Here is a 17,228-nt window from a genome sequence, read left to right on the forward strand (position 1 = left end):
AAACTTTTCCCTTAAGGGATTCCAAAAAATTCCTAGGGGAATTTGATTTTCCCTCAGGGGGACAAACTTTTCCCTTAAGGGATTGCAAAAAATTCCTAGGGGAATTTACTTTCCCCTCAGGGGGACAAACTTTTCCCTTAAGTTCAGGCTAGCCAACCAGACCATCTAAAATCAACCTCTACGCCATCCAAACACAGTTTACAAGAAAATACTTATTCCAAATCAATAATTATTAGGGGTAAAATTCCGCCAAAAAGAATTTTCAGCTTTTTGCATTTTGGGACAATTTTACCCCCTCCACGTCCTCTCCACTGTCGTATGTTTGTATCGTTGCTAGCACAATAATTTATTTTAAACTTTTAACATTTAAAAATTATGAGTCAATTAACAATTAACGAAAAAGACCAGACTGATGTACAATTAATGCAGTTTGCGGAGCAGATCGCCACGAAGATGGCCCAGGAAGCTATCTTGTTCCCAACACCGGTACCCTCATTGACAGTATTGGAATCCGCACTCGCCGCATTCCGCAACTCCGCAACTGAGGCGGCTTACAGAGATACCAGGGCAATTATGGTCCGTAAACAAAAAAGAGAGGAACTGGTCTACGTCCTTAAAGAGCTCGGCAAATATGTGGATACCATCGCAGGCAACGACGACACGATTGTACTGGCGGCCGGTTTCAATATCAAAAAAACAAGCTCCTCTTATGCTGGCCTGGTGCGAAAGGCACAGCGCCCCGTTGCCGAACCAAGCCATGTAGGCAGTGGACGGATTACCCTAAAAACAGATGCCTGGCCCGGAGCGAGAATGTACCAATACCAGTACAGACACAAAGGAAGCGAACTGGAATGGACATCCCAGCTCAGCTCAAAAAGCACCTGTATCATTGAGGGCCTGGAAACATTCAGGGAATATGAATTTAGGGTCACCTATATCGGCATTGATCCGACGCCAAACTATAGCGATGTGACCAGCAGCTTTGTACTGTAGTCGCTAGGCCCTACATCGCCGGCTTCCTCCGGCCTGACTCGCAAAAGACTTGAGGAAGCCGCATTTTCCTGAACAACTATGAACTTCCCTTAGCGGAGGTATAAATCAACAGATATGAGCGTATAGACTACGCGAACAAAAAAAAACAGATTTGGAAAAAACACCGCCATTTTCTATCTTGATGCGGGAAGGACTAAAAAAAGACCGGTCGAAACAGTTAAAATGGCGGTAATTCCAGATATCCATACCACTACAATTATGAAAGAAATCGTCAGAGAACACCAGCTAAGGCCAATTGTCCTCCGCTTTGACCTTGATAAGCCCCGGTCAGATTTTGAAAAAAAAGGCCTTGATGCCCACTACCTCATGCACGACCTCACCTGGGATATGCTTCAAACACTCAAAGAGCAATATCGGATTCTGGAAGAGATTGATTATGAAGTAGCCGAACTTGAATATCTATTGCTGCCCATTGAGCAGGACCTCGATATATTGGAAGTCATGCTTAAGATCAAAGCGCCTTCCGTCCTCCCTTTCGACGAACATGATGACGGCGCCGAAATCAACATCAATATCGGAGAGTTCTTTAAGGGGGCAATCTACCACAACCAGCGGATACAGGATCTCCACGATGAGGTTTCCGAAGCATACCGATGGTTTAATGCCCATTTTGAGATGATCTATGAAAAAGAAAGCTGGATCGACGAACAGCTCTGGGACGATATCCAACAGATCTATAGCAATTATCTAGAGGCTCAGGTCGATATTGTTTCCCTGGACCGTGACCAGGAGGAATTTAAAGAGGCTTTGTCCCAAGTCATCGAACTGCAGGATAGGTACAACGACTACGGACAGGTTCTATTTGCCTCCTTCAACGCGCTTCAGGCCAGATCGGAAGAATGTTACAGAAGGACCGAGATTGTCAACAAAGGACTGGATGAACTGAATAAAAATCTGAAATAGGCTTCTTATTGAACGTAATATTCCCAGGAAATTCAATCCAGTACTGGATAAAACAAAAAAAATCACATTCCAATTAGTTGGACCGTGATTTTTTTTTGTTGAATTTCTAACGAAAGTGATTATTGCTTTGTTCCCTCAAAATAAAATTCTACATCACTGCTAGCTTCAGACTCTGTGCTAATTTGAATATTCTTATCATCAAGTTTATAGGTAATTGACCCCATGGGTCCCTGACCGGAAATATGGATATTTGAGACGTTCTGTACAGGGAATGTTTTAGCCGTAGCTCTACTATAGGCCTCGCCTGTCTTCACTGTCGCTTTCACTTTGCCATCATCCACCTTGGTAACATTGACAATCGCATTAAAATATTCAGCATCACCGCCGATGACCATCTTTCCTTTAAAAGAGCCTACAATGCCATCTATTTTTCCCGAAACGATAGGTTCATTCTTGTCTTTGCTACATCCGACAAAGATCATTGACACAATTGCCGCTAGGCAAAGGATCATTAGGTTTTTGTTAATAGTTTTCATCTTTTGCATATCTATATAAACAAAAGTAGATATACGCTGGAGGTCGAACAATACCACGAAATAGGGTAATTTACCCTCCCAATTTTAGGGTAGTCATTACAAACAAGCGTCTAGAGTAAATTTTCCTTAAATAGTATTGTCAACAGTTCTGCAGTATTTTTTACGGCAAATTTCTGAATCAGATTTTTTCGGTAAGTATCCACTGTCAATGGGCTCAGGAATAGTTTTTCGGCAATTTGCGCACTAGTTTTTCCTTCTGCCAGTAACTGCAAAACCTGTTTCTCGCGCATTGTCAGTGAAGGCAGTTGTCGGGATGGTGCGGCGGCTATGAGCCGTTGCGTTGCCCCACATAAGCCCATACTGCCTTGAGAAACTTTCTGAATACAGGTTATAATTTCCTCTGCATCGGCACTTTTCAGGATATATCCTGCAGCACCATTGGCAAGCATCTGCAGGATGCTATTGCGCGCCATATGATTACTAAACCCAACGATGATAAGCTCGGGATAGTTCCTTTTGAGTTCGCCGCACAGATCGATACCATTCGTATCGGGCAGGGCAATATCCAATAAGAGCAGGTCTATCTGATCCTGCTTCAAAAAATCGGTCAGGGCCCGACCCAGTGAAAATCCAAGCACCCTGCCGTATGACAGATTTTCTTTTAAAAATGATTTGATTCCTTCGATGGCAATTGGATGATCATCCAAGATAGCCAATGTTTTTTGCTCCTCAGACATTGATTTCAATATTGACACTTGTTCCCGCCCCTGGCTGTGACGAGATATTCATTTTTCCATTTAAATATGCTACTCTCATTTGTACATTCTTAAGTCCCATTCCCCGTTTAGCTTTCACAATCTCCCCCACGTCAAATCCTTTGCCATTGTCATCCACACCGATCAAAAAGCCTCGCTCATTTTGCAGACATTGCACGATAATTTGATCTGCGTTCCCGTGTCGAATGGCATTATTGATCAGCTCCTGAATAATACGGTAAATATTCAACTGCATATTCTCCGCGATAGTGCTGGAGAGGCCGTTGCACTGTAGCTCAATGACAGCAGTGCCATGCTGCATCAAAGTACAGAGATCTTCAAGGGCAACCAATAGCCCCGAGCGTGATAAGTTTTCAGGCATCATATTATGTGCGATCAGTCTGACATCTGAGATCATCTGATCCAGCTGAGATTTTATCCCATCCAATACGGGCTGATTCCCCTCGGAAGATATTTGCAGTCTCATAGCAGTCAAATGCCCACCAAGGCCATCATGCAAATCACGGGCAACCCGATGACGTTCCTGTTCCTCCCCTTCCAAGAGCGCTTTGGTCACTTGAAGTTCTTGCTGCTGTGCCAACAGTTCCAGGTCGCGTTGTGCCCTCCTCCTGTGCTGACGATATAAATAGACAGACAAACCGAGCAACAACAGCAAGACCAAAGAAAATATACCCAATATATAATTATATAAACGCTGGTTTTTCTGTTGAAGTACAGTCTGCCTCTGTTCAAACTCCAGTCTCATGATTTTCTCGTTCTTCTCAGCTGTTCTAAATCTGGTCTCCAGGCCAGCTATTTCACTTTTATAAGCCGCTTGTGCCAAGCTGTCTTTAATAGCAACATGTTTCCCAAGCCATTTATAAGCATTTGGGTAATCGTTTAATTTGACATAGGTATTAGACAAATCTTTGGCAATTTGTTGCATGTTACTTGTCATATCATAAGGCATGTCCCGCATGACAATCTTAAGCTCCTTCAATGCAAGTTCATATTTTCCCAAACTATAAAAGATATTAAACTTCTGATAATGCATCATGCCAATCTCATAAGGCATATTTAGCCGTTCCGCAATTTTCAGCGCTTTTTCGACAACCTGAAGCGCTTTCGGAAAATCATTCATTGCGCAATAATACATACTGGCTGTTTCACCATAATTCAGATGCGCCAAAGACTCCTTTAGCGTATCTAAAATTTGCTCTGATTTTAACAGATAGGATTTTGCCAGATTAAGTTCGCGCGATTCAACATATTCACGCGCTAAGTTTAATAATGATATTGCATGTCTCTCTTTAGAAAGAGGGTATTTCTCATAGAGTTCAAGTCCCTTTTTAAAATAATAGATACCTTTTTCTGTATCGCCGATTTCCTTCAGAGCGGAGCCAATCGCCTGGTAGGATTTTGCAGCCTGATTATAATCCTTCTGTTTGATCGCTGCGGGAATTATTTTATCAATCTGGATCTGTACCATGCTTTTCCGATCATCTTTATGATCAATGATCATCGCGTAATTCCACCAGGCTTTCACCCAAAATTCATAAGCTTCCCGGGTATTAAATTTCTCCAGCATAACCGCAGCCTGCCTGTAAAGCTGCTGACATTCATTGGTCTCCCCCGCGGTCATAAAAATATGTGAGGCCCGATAGTATGTATATAAAGCCTTCAGGTATGACTGCTTTGCACATAATTTTTGTGCTTCGCCCAAATAGCGTAGAGCAGTGACTGAATCTTTTTTTTCGAACATCGACTGATTCGCGATCAAAAGAGCCGTTCTCGCTCTCAGACTATCATTCTTAACGGTATTGAATACATTCCGTAGACTGTCAATGAAACTGTTAGAGGGCCCACTCTGCTGTAATGCAAAAGCAGATAAAAGCATGCTGCACAGCAGTATCATAAGAAAAATAAGTTTTTTCATCTATTCAGCTTGATATTGACAGATTGGTCTATTTCTATCACACAAAATGCAAAAAAAAGATAATATATTGTTGTTTTCCTACGACATTTAATACAACTAACTCATCATTTATAGTTATATAATATTTTACTCATATCCTTCTATTGTTTGATCACTTTTTCGCCATTGAGCATTCGGTCATATCTGATCAGTGCCTCTACATAATAGTAATCAGCATAAGTCAACGGTACATCTACCTCAGTTTTATGCGGAATAGAACCGACACTATGTTTCAGTATGTAACCACCGGCTTCTTTGTAATCTGCTTTGTAAGGTTTCGAAGAAAGTGACTTTAACATCTGCTCAGCTTTGGAAATGTACAACTGACTTTCACTACCTTTTGTATATTGTGCCAATTCCAACAATGCAGAAGCGGTAACCGCAGCGGTAGAAACATCACGTAGATCCTTTTGATTATAATACTTACTTTCCTTGGTCAATTTGTTTTGATCCATATCCCAATACGGAATCAGATCCTTTGGAAGATTGGGATGATTAAGGTAAAACTTGGCAATATGCTGTGCTTGCTCGAGATAATTCTTATCACCAGTTTCACGGTACATCATTGTGTATCCATATAATCCCCAAGCTTGTCCCCTTGCCCATGCAGACTCATCAAAGGCACCCTGTGCTGTTTTTCTCGAAATTATGCTTCCATTTTCTGGATTGTAATCAACTACGTGGTAAGAACTATAGTCTTTTCTGTAATGATTGGTCATGGTTGTGTTGGCATGTGTTACAGCAATATCTCTGTATCGTTTATCGCCTGTCATCTTGGAGACTTCTGTCAAAAACTCCAAATTCATCATATTGTCAATAATAACAGGATAAGTCCATGGCTGTCCATCCCATGAGCGAATTGTTTTGGGAACTGTGTGAAAACGTGTCGCCAATGAAGCAGCTCCAGTACTTAACACTTCTTTGTATGCGGTAGAATCTCTAGTCAATCGTAGCGCATTACCAAAACTACAATACAGCATAAACCCAAGATCATGTGTTCCTTTATTGTTTTTCTCCTTTTCTAAATATTTTAATTTTCGTTTTGCCTCATCCAACAACTTCTCATCTTTTGTATATTCATAAAGATAGAGCACTGTACCCGGATAAAATCCGGAACACCACCAGCTAGAGCCCCAATTGACATATTTCCCGTCTTTAAAAGTGGTGGGAATATCCGATTCCTGTATGGACGAAGCTAGATAGGTAATCTGTTTACGCGCATCTTCAAGATTGGTTTGAACAAATTCCTTGTTCAGTCCCAATTTGGCTGTTGTTATATTTTTCTGACTAGAACATGATATTGCTTGTACGCCAAGCCCAATCATTAAAGCTCCTGTAATATAGTGTTGTATCTTCATTATTAGTATTTAGTATTGAGATATGAGTATTGAGTATTGAGATTTTACTTAGACAAGCTTAAGAGCTCAACACGAGTTTCAATTTTTCAGTATTTTTGTTATCTATAGATCAAAGAACAAGGTCTTAGTAACTGACATAATAATCTTTCGGAAACTGTTCCGCATTCCAGCATTTCTGTGAGGTCCATTTCTGAGGGGCGCATGTCCAAAACTCATCCGTAGCCGGTAATCCTAGTGGCAGGAACGACAGCGATGCCACATACATTGATCCGGCGTTGGTATAATAGTCAGCCAAATTTGACTGTTGGTCTCCAACCACCCCCATACGAAGCCATCCCGACGGAGCGAAAGTTTTGTCAATATAGATGTGTCTGAGTACCGCCGTAAGGGCCGCCCTCACCTGACCTTTTGAGATATCTTCCGGCAGTTTATCCTCTAAAGCTACTGCTGCCAAAGGCTGAAAGGCCGCATTCTTATAGGTAGAGGACCGCCCAACGACCACATAGTGTCCTTCAGGCGATATCATCCGTTCCAAATGATGTGCATAACGCTGCATTCGTTTATAGGCACGTTCATACATTTCCTTGTATTTTCCACCCGCAGAAATATTATGACGAAGTGATTCGACCTGCATGCAATGGATCACGTAGCCATTATAATGGTCAAAGCTAAAACGTGCCCCATCACTATACCAGCCATCACCAACATACCATTCCTGATCAAATTTATTGACCGCATAGTCTATTTTCTCACGCGCACATTCTTCGCCAGTGCTATATAAGAAAGTTTCGGTCATTGCAGCAAAAAGCAACCAGTTACTTTCATTAGGTTTAATCTTACGTAGCAGTTTAAATTCTTCGACAACCCTTTTCTTTGTTACCTGATCCAATGGTTCCCAAAGTGCCTTGGGAGCTCTTAGGAACGCAAGGGCGAGATGTGCTGCATCTACCAACGTTTGCGATGAAGGACCTCGCCATGTAAAATAATCCGGAGATTTAGGATCTACACCATATTGAATCCCCAATAAAGCTTGATCACGTAATTTCTTACGCAGTTTACCTTCCTCGGAGCTGTCATCCGCTAAAGCCAGCCAAGGTGCCATACCTGCTAGCAATCGACCGAAGGCTTCGAGGTAACCAACCCCCGGATCTCTACTGTCAAAAGTGGGGCTTACCTCCATCGGCATCTTTTTACGCCATTGCTGCTTACTGATATTATCCAATATTGGTGTAGCCATCTTACTGATTATTGAAACCCAATAAGCACGGTCATTCCCCGTATAGCTTATACTTTCATCAGGTAAAACACCTGCCTTCGCGCCCATCGGCAACGAGGCCGTCAATGCACCAACGCCAGCACCACCTAACAATTTTAATACAGATCTTCTCTTCATCGATAATGGTTTATAAATAAACGTGTGCTCAATACAGCCTCACAAAACATTAAAAATCTTTATTTTAATACAAAAAAACAAACTAAAAAGAATCAATCGCCCTAACAAACGATTGCACGAGCGATTGATAACAACTTCTTTACACAAGAATAAAAGTCTTTCTCTACTTTTTAATCATCCCAACCAGGATTTTGTGTTAGAGATGTGTTTCGTTCCCGTTCCACTTGTGGGATCGGCCATGTATAAAGTTGATCACCTCGCCAGTCATACGGTGAAACAACTCCTCCCCATGTCTGTCTAATACCATTTCCTGTATAAAACGATGTTTCTTTCAATGTTTTCCAACGCAGCTCATCAAAGTAGATAATACCTTCACAAATCAATTCACGGCGGCGTTCTTCACGAATTTCTTTTCTGAGATCCTGTTCACCTATTCCTAATGGCAATTCTCCAACTCCGGCACGCTTTCTTACCTCATTTACTTTTAACACAGCTTCACCAGGCTTTTTCGCTTCATTCAGTGCTTCTGCCCATAATAAAAGGATATCTGCATATCGCATCACAATATAATCATAAGCGCCTGCCTCTCTATTGGGAATACCTGGGTTAGCTCCCTCATAAACAAATTTACGTGGGTAATAGTAAAAATTAGGGACAATATCTGTTCTCAGGTCAAACACACCTCCAAATTCTTGCCTATACGGCCACCTAGAGGTAAACGTTTGGTCTGTCGCACCATTTGCTCCTACAAAAGTAGAATAAGGTAAAATCACATTGCTTACTAACCTAGGATCTCTATCTTCATAAGCTTTCTTAAGACGTTCTTCATTACCTGTAGGCAAATACAAAGACATATCAAGCTTATTTGTAGTCCGTTTTTCAATGTTCGATATTTCAGCGGGGGTCAAATTATTCCTTAAGAAAAACACCTCCCTTTGGCCCGGTGCCATCTGATTATAACCTGGCAGGTAATCGTCCCAATTAAACTTAGATCCGTCTTTACGCTGATAGCGATCTACTGCATCAGGATGTACCAAATAGGTGTTCCAATTGGATCCAAAAGCTGATCGTGATCCAAATCTGAATTGATAATCGGAGCCATACCCAGCCAAAGCTATATTTTGAATACTGAATATAATTTCAGGGCTCTGTTCGTTAGTTCCTTTAAAAAGATCGGCATAATTACCAAATAAGGTATGTCCCATATTTTTGACTTGCTCAAAGTCTGCAATAGCTTTTGCCCATTCTTGCGTATACATATACACCTTACCACGAAGCGCATGTGCTGCAGATTTAGTCACTCGCCCAAACTCGGCCTTTCCTTTATCATAACGATTTGGCAATAAAGGTTCGTTGATACAATCCGTCAGGTCTTTAATAATCAAGTCCCAGACTTCTTTTTCTGTACTCCTTGGTTTATCCACCTTATCCCACTCGATTGGCTCAGTATAAATAGGTACTCCTTTATACAGCTGATTTAAACGATAATAATAGAAAGCTCGCAAAAATTTGACTTCTGCAAGTAGTCTTGCTTTCTTTTCTGCTTCGAGAGGTGACACATTGGTTATACCATAGATCGCATTATTACTACGGTGAACCCCCTCATATAAATTTTGCCAAGTGGAGGAGAAAATACCCGATGAACTTGTTGCAGTCGCATTCATCAGGGTTGAATTGTCTCTACCTTGTAGGGTGACATAGGTATCATATATATATAGCATCTGACCGAGGCGCAAACCTTGATATACACCATTCACACCTTGGTCTGTAAGATTTTCTGTTAGCCACATATTATTGGTCAATACCTGTGTTTTCGGTACGGTATCCAATAAATCCTTCTGACAAGCGGAAAATAATGTTGCTGAACCGAGAGTTAAGCCAAGCAATATTTTTTTACTCCACAAATTATATTTTTTTATATTATTTTTCATGATCTTTCTATTTTTAGAATCCAATATTCAAACCAAAAGCAAACTGTTTCATTGTTGGATATTCTGCACCCGCCCCAACTTCTGGATCTAACCCTGGAAAGTCTGTAAACATCAGTAGATTCTCGCCTGAGAAAAACACCCTTAAACTACGCACTTTGATTTTTTCAGTCAATCTCTTGTCAACCGTATAACCTACTTGTAGATTTCTAAGCTTTAAGAAATTTGCATTATACAACCAATAATCACTTGATTGATTATTTATATTCTCAGCAGAGGTGCCTAGTTTTAATCTTGGTAGATAGCCATTTTGATTAGTGCGTGGATCATCGGGCGCTGCCGGATTATAGAAATAATGATTTTCAGCGACTCGTGTTGTCACTTGGTTTCCATTTATTAAAATGTTGCTATTATAGCCATGGTCAGTCCAATAATACTGGCCACCTGCTTCTCCTGCCCAAATCATAGACATATCAAATCCTTTATACGAAAATCCTAAATTGAAACCATAAATGTATTTGGGACTTGTAGACGTTCCGGTAAAATATTGATCTGCAGTATTTCCATAAATACCATCCCCATTTAAATCAGCATAAATCAAATCACCATAATACATTCTGGTCGTACCATAGCTATCGCCAATAGCTTGTGAGGAAGATAAAAAGGAATAACCTGCAGCTTTCATTGCTTTTGCCCATTCATAATCCTTATCTGTTCGGATCATTCCTGTTGTTGGTCCACCATTGATATTAACCGAGCCATCTGCATTAAAATAAGTTCCATTACCCTTGTACACTTGACGCAGGTAGAACTCATCTAAACGATAATCTTCAAGTCTACGATTTACCCCTCCAGTAGATACATCTCCTAAGTTAGTCTGCCAAACCATTTTTCCAGATCCATCATCTACCATCCCTTGTATCAATTTACCTTCATATTCCGTAACCCTATTTTTATTATATGCGAAGTTGCCACCTATATTGTAATGGAAATCTCCAATTTTATCCCTCCAATTCAAATTGAGCTCAATACCATTGTTACGCATAGAAGCTTGATTATAATATGGCGGGCTAGCTGTACCGGCAGTAATCGGCATCTGTGCTGTACGAATGATGTTTGAAGTTTTACGATCATATAAATTAAACTCCACAAAGACACGACGATTTAACGTGGCAAATTCTAAACCCAACTCCTTGTTTTCAGAATCTTCCCATTGCAATACATTATTTCCAAATCGAGACAGTCTTAGTCCATTAGCCTGAGCTCCATTAAAGGAATAACCTACCTGACCATACACACCATGCCATCCATATACGTTCAGGTCATCCCCTCCATCATTACCCAGTTTACCCCATGATCCACGAACTTTAATATCTTGCACATAAGGATTTACCGCCTTCATAAATGATTCCTTGGACAATATATACCCTAACGAAGCAGAAGGGAAAGTACCATATTTCTTACCAAGACCAAATTTTGAAGAACCATCTCGGCGTAAACTAAATTCGGCTAAATATTTTCCATCATAGTCGTAGCTAAAGCGCCCGAAAAAGGAACGCATTGAATTGTCAGATTCGAATCCTCCAATGCTGTTCATTTCTGTTCCCGTACCAATATTTGTAATAGTGGCATCTATCAAACCCTTTGTTGAAGCACTAAATCCTGAATCATTATAATAAAATTCATTGTGGCCAACTAGTGCACTAATCGAATGTTTGTCAATTATGGTATTATAACGTAAAACATTATCAAAGGATTTTCGATAAATTTTTTCATAGGATTGTCCAGTCGTCGATTGCGCAAGATTAATAGGGCTAGTAATGATATTCATTGTAGAAAAATCATACCGTGGAGCTGGATCTGACCAACTTTTCACTTCATCAAAGCGGCTCTGATAGTTAAATTTAGTCTCAAAAGTTAAACCCTTCCAAAGTTTAATATTGGCAAATAACGTTGAATTCAAACGCGTACGTTCATTGCTTCCTTTATTATCATAAAGATATGTTAATAAGTTATTTAATTGAGAGGATTCGCCTGAACTCAACACTGCCCCTCCAAATTTTCCATCATACATCGGATAAATTCCCGGGGTAGTTTGACGCAAATAATTATAAAGGTTCGCATCCGAGGCCATAGAGCGATCTTCTTTAACAACAAATGTCTGTGTACCAACCGTTAAGAAATCCGTAATATCTGTTTCCAAGTTGACCCGTCCTTCATATCGTTTCATTCCCGTGTTGTGCATAATACCAGGATTATCCTGTATTCTTCCAGATAGGTTATATCGGATCTTATCACTTCCCCCCAATACACTTACATTATGACTCTTAAGCCAGCCATTCTCATAAATCCAATCACCCCAATTGGTATTTGGGTATGCGACGTAATTTGGTATACCCTGTGCAGTCAAACCATTTGGATCTGCGTTAGCTGCTGTCCAAGCGTCAATAGCACTTTGGGTGTAAGGACCTTTTTCGCCAATATTTTCAGCCGCTTCTTGGAACAAAAGCATATGCTTCAGATAATCGCTTTGAAATACAGGTTTGACACTCGGTGTCGTACGGGAAAACAAACCTGAGTATTTTATTTGCGGAGCCTGCCCGCCCTTTCCTTTTTTTGTTGTAATTAATATAACACCATTTGCTGCCCGCGCACCATATATCGCTGCAGATGAAGCATCTTTTAATACTGATATAGTTTCAATATCTTCCGGATTTACTGCATCCATTACCCCCTGAATACCGTCAATAATCACCAAAGCATCATTATTGTTCATGGTACCTGTACCACGTACGCGAATGGTTGCGCCATCGCTACCAGGCTTACCGTTACCGACTTTCACCTGAACACCGGCGGCCAGCCCCGACAAAGCAGAGGATACGTTCGTCACAGCCCTACTCTCCAGTTTTTTTCCATCGATAGTTGCAACAGATCCCAATAGTTTGGATTTCTTCTGTTGCCCATACCCCACAACAACAACTTCATCAATCGCCGAACTAGAGTTCTCGAGCGTTAAGTCAACAACTTTGCGACCGTTGAGGGTTATCTCTTGGTTTTGATATCCCACATAAGAGATTACTAGTGTTGCGTTGGGACTGACGGACAAGGAATAGGTTCCCGATCCATTTGTGGAGGTTGAGAGTGTTCCTCCCTTCTCTCGAATTGTAACACCTGATAGTGGTGTTCCTTGACTGTCTTTGATTTGTCCTGTAACATTTACTTTCTGTTGGGCGTTAGCGACACCAACAGCAAATAATGTCATAGCGGACAATCCAATTGCGTAAAACTTAGCCATACTTTAGGAAATTGGTTTTATAATTTAAAAATCGGTTGCTTAACAGTATCAAAATTGGGCAAGTGCAACTATTCAATAGGGTGATTTTTATAAATATTAAGGGGTAAAATCTTAAATTTGAACCATAACCGCTATTTATCTATGAATTTCCTCATAAAGCAGATCCAAAACATGGTCATTATCACATGGCTACTTTGCCCATTTATGTCTTGTTTGGGCCAGAATTTCAGTTTTGAGACACTAACACAGGAAAATGTATTAGATAAACAGGCAGTTTTGACTATCGCACAGGATAAAAAGGGAAAACTTTGGTTTGGCGGAGGGAATAATCTGTTTGTTTACGACTCACAAACTATTATAAACCTTCGTGTTCAGGATAGCATATTCAACAAATTGGATTATATTAATAAGATTTGTATAAATGACAAAAATGATCTTTTTATAGCTACCGCAACACAAGTATTTATTTTCAACATAGACAAACGAAAGGCTGTATTGAGGAAAGGAAAGCCTTTTATAGAAAAACTCGTTGTCTCGGATATACAAATTCTCTCAGGCCAGATCTTTTTATGTACAAATAGAGGTCTATATATAGCTATTCCAGCTTCAGGCTCCTATGATTTTAAATTAATTTTAGATCGTCCTCATACGCAGACTATAGTTCAAACAGGACAAGACTCGTACACGATAGCTAGTTCCAACGGTCTCGAATCATTTGTATACAACAACAAACGAATATCTAAAATCCATAACCTAGGGTTCCCCGTATTACCGCTAAAGGAACGAATCTTTAGTACAATGCATTTTAACGACAACATGCTCTGGGTAGGGACAAAATTACATGGTCTATTTCTGTTCAACTTTTCCAGTGGAAATTGGAAGAATTTAAGAGAAGAAAATAGTAACCTCCTGAGTAATAACATTCGTAAAATCATCAGAAACGCAAATGGGGAGCTATTAATCGGAACGTTGAAAGGTCTTTCCGTTTTCAAGGGGTCGCCTGTTTTCACAAATTACAAACATAATACATCCATCAAAAACTCGCTCAGTCAAAATTCGATTTATGATATCTTTGTCGATAATCAAAATGTGATCTGGCTAGGAACATATTTTGGAGGTATTAATGCAGTTTATCCTGATTTGATCCCTATCCGATCCTATTCTACACGTTCTTTATTAAATCAACGTTTGAATAGCGATATCGTGGGCAGTTTTGCCGTTTCCAAAAATGCTGCCTGGATAGGCACTGAAGAAGAAGGAATCAATAAAATTGATAAAATTACGGGGAATACCAGTCCACAACCGAATTTGACCCGATCAAACCTGATAAAAGACCTCTATGTCCGGGATGAAAAATTATATGCCGCACAATATGGTGGCGGCTACTCCATCATTGACCTAAAATCGGGTAATACCAAAAATTATCTCCTCGAAAAGGATCTCTTAAACCTAAAAAACAATATTTACAGCATTTACGTGGATCCAGCACAACGAATCTATTTAGGTACAAATAAGGGGCTTTACATTACGGAACAGGAAAAACCACCACAGTTTGATTCCTCGCTCGCAGCAAATACAATAGATGAGATACAGGCAGATGATAAACAACAGATTTATTTCCTGCAATCAGGAAAGCTATTCCGGAAAAAGACGTTTAGTACTACTGTCCAACCCATAAAGCAAGTTGACTCACTTTACATCAATGGATTTCATGTAGCACCCAATGGCAATATTTGGCTTACTTCGAACGGGGATTTATATCATTTCGATCTTAAAGATCGTTTAACCCTTATAGCACGCTTCCCTAACAACACGCTAGGCTGGCCAGTGATGATCGACAAACATTTCTGGATTAGCAGCAAAAATGGACTGATTTTCTTCGACCCAACGACAAAGTATCATACTGTCCTTAATCAGTACGATGGTCTCCCCGTTAAGAATATGCAAGGAGCAAAGGTCTATAGCAGCGACGCCGGCGTTTTATTCGTGACTACACTGAACGGTCTGGTTTCCATCGACACCCGAAAAATCACTTTTAATCAGAAGAAACCGAATGTGCTTTTTAGAAATATATTCCTTGAAGATACCCCATTAAACTATGGCCGCATCCAACAAGGTGATCGGTCCAACAGCTATCAGTTGCAATTACGTTATGACGAGAATTTTATCACGGTCAATTTTTCAAGTTCCAATTTTATCAAACCACAAAAAAATAGATATCGTTATAAGCTCGAAGGTTTTGATAAAGACTGGATAGAAACTAATACACCAAGTATCAGATACACCAATATCCCCGAAGGGCGGCACACACTGACCGTATATGCCAGCAATAATGACGGCGTCTGGAGCAGTACTCCGCTACAAATACATATCGCTATAAAACCTCCGATCTGGCGCACATGGTGGGCCTACCTCTTATATGCCGGACTATTTACCCTCGGGGTGCATTTTGTCATTAAGTTTGTTGTGGAACGCCAGATGCTGATCAATTCCGAACGGGAACAGGAAAAGAAAATCAAATTCTTTACACAAATTTCGCATGAAATCCGTACGCCGCTGACCTTGATCACTGCACCTCTGGACGAAATCATTACCGAAACCGCCAATTTAACAACCACCCAGTCTAAGATCAAACGGATTAAAAAGAATGCTGCTAAATTATTGGGGGTTGTTAACGAACTACTTGATTTCAAAAAATTTGATGACAAGCACTTCATCCTGAAACAAAGCGATATCCCTTTCAGAGAATATATTGAAGACACATTTTACCTCCTCAATGATCTTGCGCAGAATAAACATATCAATTATTATATCCGTAAATTGGATGCCGTAGGATTACAATCCATAGACCCTGTTCAATTTGACAAGGTCATGTTCAATCTATTGTCAAATGCCATTAAGTATACGCCCGAGAATGGCACCGTTTATCTTGAACTCCTTGAGAGTGAAGACAGCATCATTATCAACATCGTTGATAATGGCATTGGCATTGCAACGGATAATCAATTCAAGATCTTTGAAGAATATTATCGGGAAGAACAGGCAAACGACAGCATAGGTACCGGAATCGGATTAGCGTTGACCAAACAGATTATCCTACAGCATCAGGGAGAGATCCGTTGCTTTACAATGAAAGATGAAAAAGGAGAATGGACGGTGTTTAACCTACGTTTGCCAAAGCTATCGAAAGTCCGCGTGTCATCTCCTACAGACTCCATGACGACCGCAATAGATCATTCAAATTTAGCAACTCCGACAGCCCCGGACAGATCTTTGCAACAGACCATTCTCATTGCCGAAGACAATAGAGAACTACTGGATACCATTGTCCATTTGTTTCAGGACAGCTATACCGTCATCACGGCTGTCAATGGCGAAGATGCATTAACAAAAGCGCTAGAATACATCCCCGACCTGATCCTGTCTGACCTAATGATGCCTTATATGAATGGAGCTCAGCTATGCCGGGCAATAAAGACAAATATCACAACTAGCCATATTCCCGTTATCTTGCTGACCGCAGTGACAGACAGTGACTCACAGACACAGGCCCTACAATTTGGAGCAAACATCTATCTAACCAAACCTTTTGACAATAGGCTATTGTTTCTATCTGTGCAGAATCTCATCGCAATCAGCCGTAAAAAGAGCAGGGAATTTCAGGTTAAAAAGACAGATTTCGACAATGAACTGGATGCGCAATTTATTGCCTCATTGGATCAACTGATCGAAGAAAATATACAGTCAGAAGATTTTGACGTTAACTTTATATCCCGAAACATGGGAATGAGTGCGCCTATTCTCTACCGCAAACTCAGAGCAATATCCAATCTCTCTATCAACAATTATGTCAAGATGTACCGCCTTAATAAAGCCAGAGTGTTGTTGAAATCTTCGATGAATATCAGTGAGGTCGCTTATGCCGTAGGATTTTCAGACCGAAAATATTTTAGTAAAGAATTCAAGAAACAATTCGGACATAACCCATCTGAAGAAACCTCAGCCGCAGATCAAGACGGTTAAAACCGGTCT

Annotated in this window: 10 protein-coding genes; 3 read left to right on the forward strand and 7 right to left on the reverse strand. The window is 40.4% G+C overall.

The features are described 5' to 3' along the window. Positions 1 to 375 precede the first annotated feature (375 nt). Positions 376 to 993: a hypothetical protein gene (locus B4G94_RS03455; protein ID WP_121124467.1), complete on the forward strand. Its 618-nt coding sequence runs from the start codon at positions 376 to 378 to the stop codon at positions 991 to 993. A 222-nt stretch (positions 994 to 1,215) separates the two neighbouring features. Then, positions 1,216 to 1,956, forward strand: a complete 741-nt coding sequence (locus B4G94_RS03460; RefSeq protein WP_165305492.1) for a hypothetical protein — start codon at positions 1,216 to 1,218, stop codon at positions 1,954 to 1,956. A gap of 119 nt (positions 1,957 to 2,075) precedes the next feature. On the opposite strand, the gene B4G94_RS03465 is transcribed toward B4G94_RS03460, so the two are convergent. The 7 genes from B4G94_RS03465 to B4G94_RS03495 form a co-directional block, all read right to left on the reverse strand. Beyond that, positions 2,076 to 2,492: a hypothetical protein gene (locus B4G94_RS03465; protein ID WP_286857171.1), complete on the reverse strand. Its 417-nt coding sequence runs from the start codon at positions 2,490 to 2,492 to the stop codon at positions 2,076 to 2,078. 110 nt (positions 2,493 to 2,602) lie between these two features. Further along, the gene (locus tag B4G94_RS03470; RefSeq protein WP_108636211.1) at positions 2,603 to 3,229 is read right to left on the reverse strand and encodes a response regulator; all 627 of its coding nucleotides are present in this window, start codon (positions 3,227 to 3,229) and stop codon (positions 2,603 to 2,605) included. Further along, positions 3,222 to 5,183, reverse strand: coding sequence for a tetratricopeptide repeat-containing sensor histidine kinase (locus B4G94_RS03475; protein WP_286857173.1), 1,962 nt, complete (start codon positions 5,181 to 5,183; stop codon positions 3,222 to 3,224). The genes B4G94_RS03470 and B4G94_RS03475 overlap by 8 nt, the downstream gene beginning before the upstream one ends. Positions 5,184 to 5,323: 140 nt before the next feature. After that, positions 5,324 to 6,580, reverse strand: a complete 1,257-nt coding sequence (locus tag B4G94_RS03480; protein ID WP_286857176.1) for a glycoside hydrolase family 88 protein — start codon at positions 6,578 to 6,580, stop codon at positions 5,324 to 5,326. Positions 6,581 to 6,704: 124 nt separating this feature from the next. Beyond that, positions 6,705 to 7,973, reverse strand: a complete 1,269-nt coding sequence (locus B4G94_RS03485; protein WP_286857178.1) for a DUF2264 domain-containing protein — start codon at positions 7,971 to 7,973, stop codon at positions 6,705 to 6,707. A gap of 170 nt (positions 7,974 to 8,143) precedes the next feature. Continuing rightward, a complete protein-coding gene (locus B4G94_RS03490; protein ID WP_286857180.1) occupies positions 8,144 to 9,904 on the reverse strand; it encodes a RagB/SusD family nutrient uptake outer membrane protein in 1,761 nt (586 codons plus the stop codon). A gap of 13 nt (positions 9,905 to 9,917) precedes the next feature. Next, positions 9,918 to 13,196 carry a SusC/RagA family TonB-linked outer membrane protein gene (locus tag B4G94_RS03495; protein WP_286857198.1) on the reverse strand — a complete coding sequence of 1,093 codons (3,279 nt, stop codon included), beginning with the start codon at positions 13,194 to 13,196 and terminating at the stop codon, positions 9,918 to 9,920. Positions 13,197 to 13,337: 141 nt separating this feature from the next. Between B4G94_RS03495 and B4G94_RS03500 the strand changes: the two genes are divergently transcribed. Continuing rightward, complete coding sequence (locus B4G94_RS03500) at positions 13,338 to 17,219, forward strand: hybrid sensor histidine kinase/response regulator transcription factor (protein ID WP_286857199.1); 3,882 nt, start codon at positions 13,338 to 13,340, stop codon at positions 17,217 to 17,219. Positions 17,220 to 17,228 lie beyond the last annotated feature (9 nt).

Source organism: Sphingobacterium sp. UBA7625, assembly GCF_002484085.1.
Lineage (GTDB): Bacteria > Bacteroidota > Bacteroidia > Sphingobacteriales > Sphingobacteriaceae > Sphingobacterium > Sphingobacterium athyrii.

Bases quoted from the DNA above. Each gene is read 5' to 3' on its own strand.
- B4G94_RS03455 (WP_121124467.1), top strand. From the start codon at position 376: ATGAGTCAATTAACAATTAACGAAAAAGACCAGACTGATGTACAATTA.
- B4G94_RS03460 (WP_165305492.1), top strand. From the start codon at position 1,216: ATGGCGGTAATTCCAGATATCCATACCACTACAATTATGAAAGAAATC.
- B4G94_RS03465 (WP_286857171.1), bottom strand. From the start codon at position 2,492: ATGAAAACTATTAACAAAAACCTAATGATCCTTTGCCTAGCGGCAATT.
- B4G94_RS03470 (WP_108636211.1), bottom strand. From the start codon at position 3,229: ATGTCTGAGGAGCAAAAAACATTGGCTATCTTGGATGATCATCCAATT.
- B4G94_RS03475 (WP_286857173.1), bottom strand. From the start codon at position 5,183: ATGAAAAAACTTATTTTTCTTATGATACTGCTGTGCAGCATGCTTTTA.
- B4G94_RS03480 (WP_286857176.1), bottom strand. From the start codon at position 6,580: ATGAAGATACAACACTATATTACAGGAGCTTTAATGATTGGGCTTGGC.
- B4G94_RS03485 (WP_286857178.1), bottom strand. From the start codon at position 7,973: ATGAAGAGAAGATCTGTATTAAAATTGTTAGGTGGTGCTGGCGTTGGT.
- B4G94_RS03490 (WP_286857180.1), bottom strand. From the start codon at position 9,904: ATGAAAAATAATATAAAAAAATATAATTTGTGGAGTAAAAAAATATTG.
- B4G94_RS03495 (WP_286857198.1), bottom strand. From the start codon at position 13,196: ATGGCTAAGTTTTACGCAATTGGATTGTCCGCTATGACATTATTTGCT.
- B4G94_RS03500 (WP_286857199.1), top strand. From the start codon at position 13,338: ATGAATTTCCTCATAAAGCAGATCCAAAACATGGTCATTATCACATGG.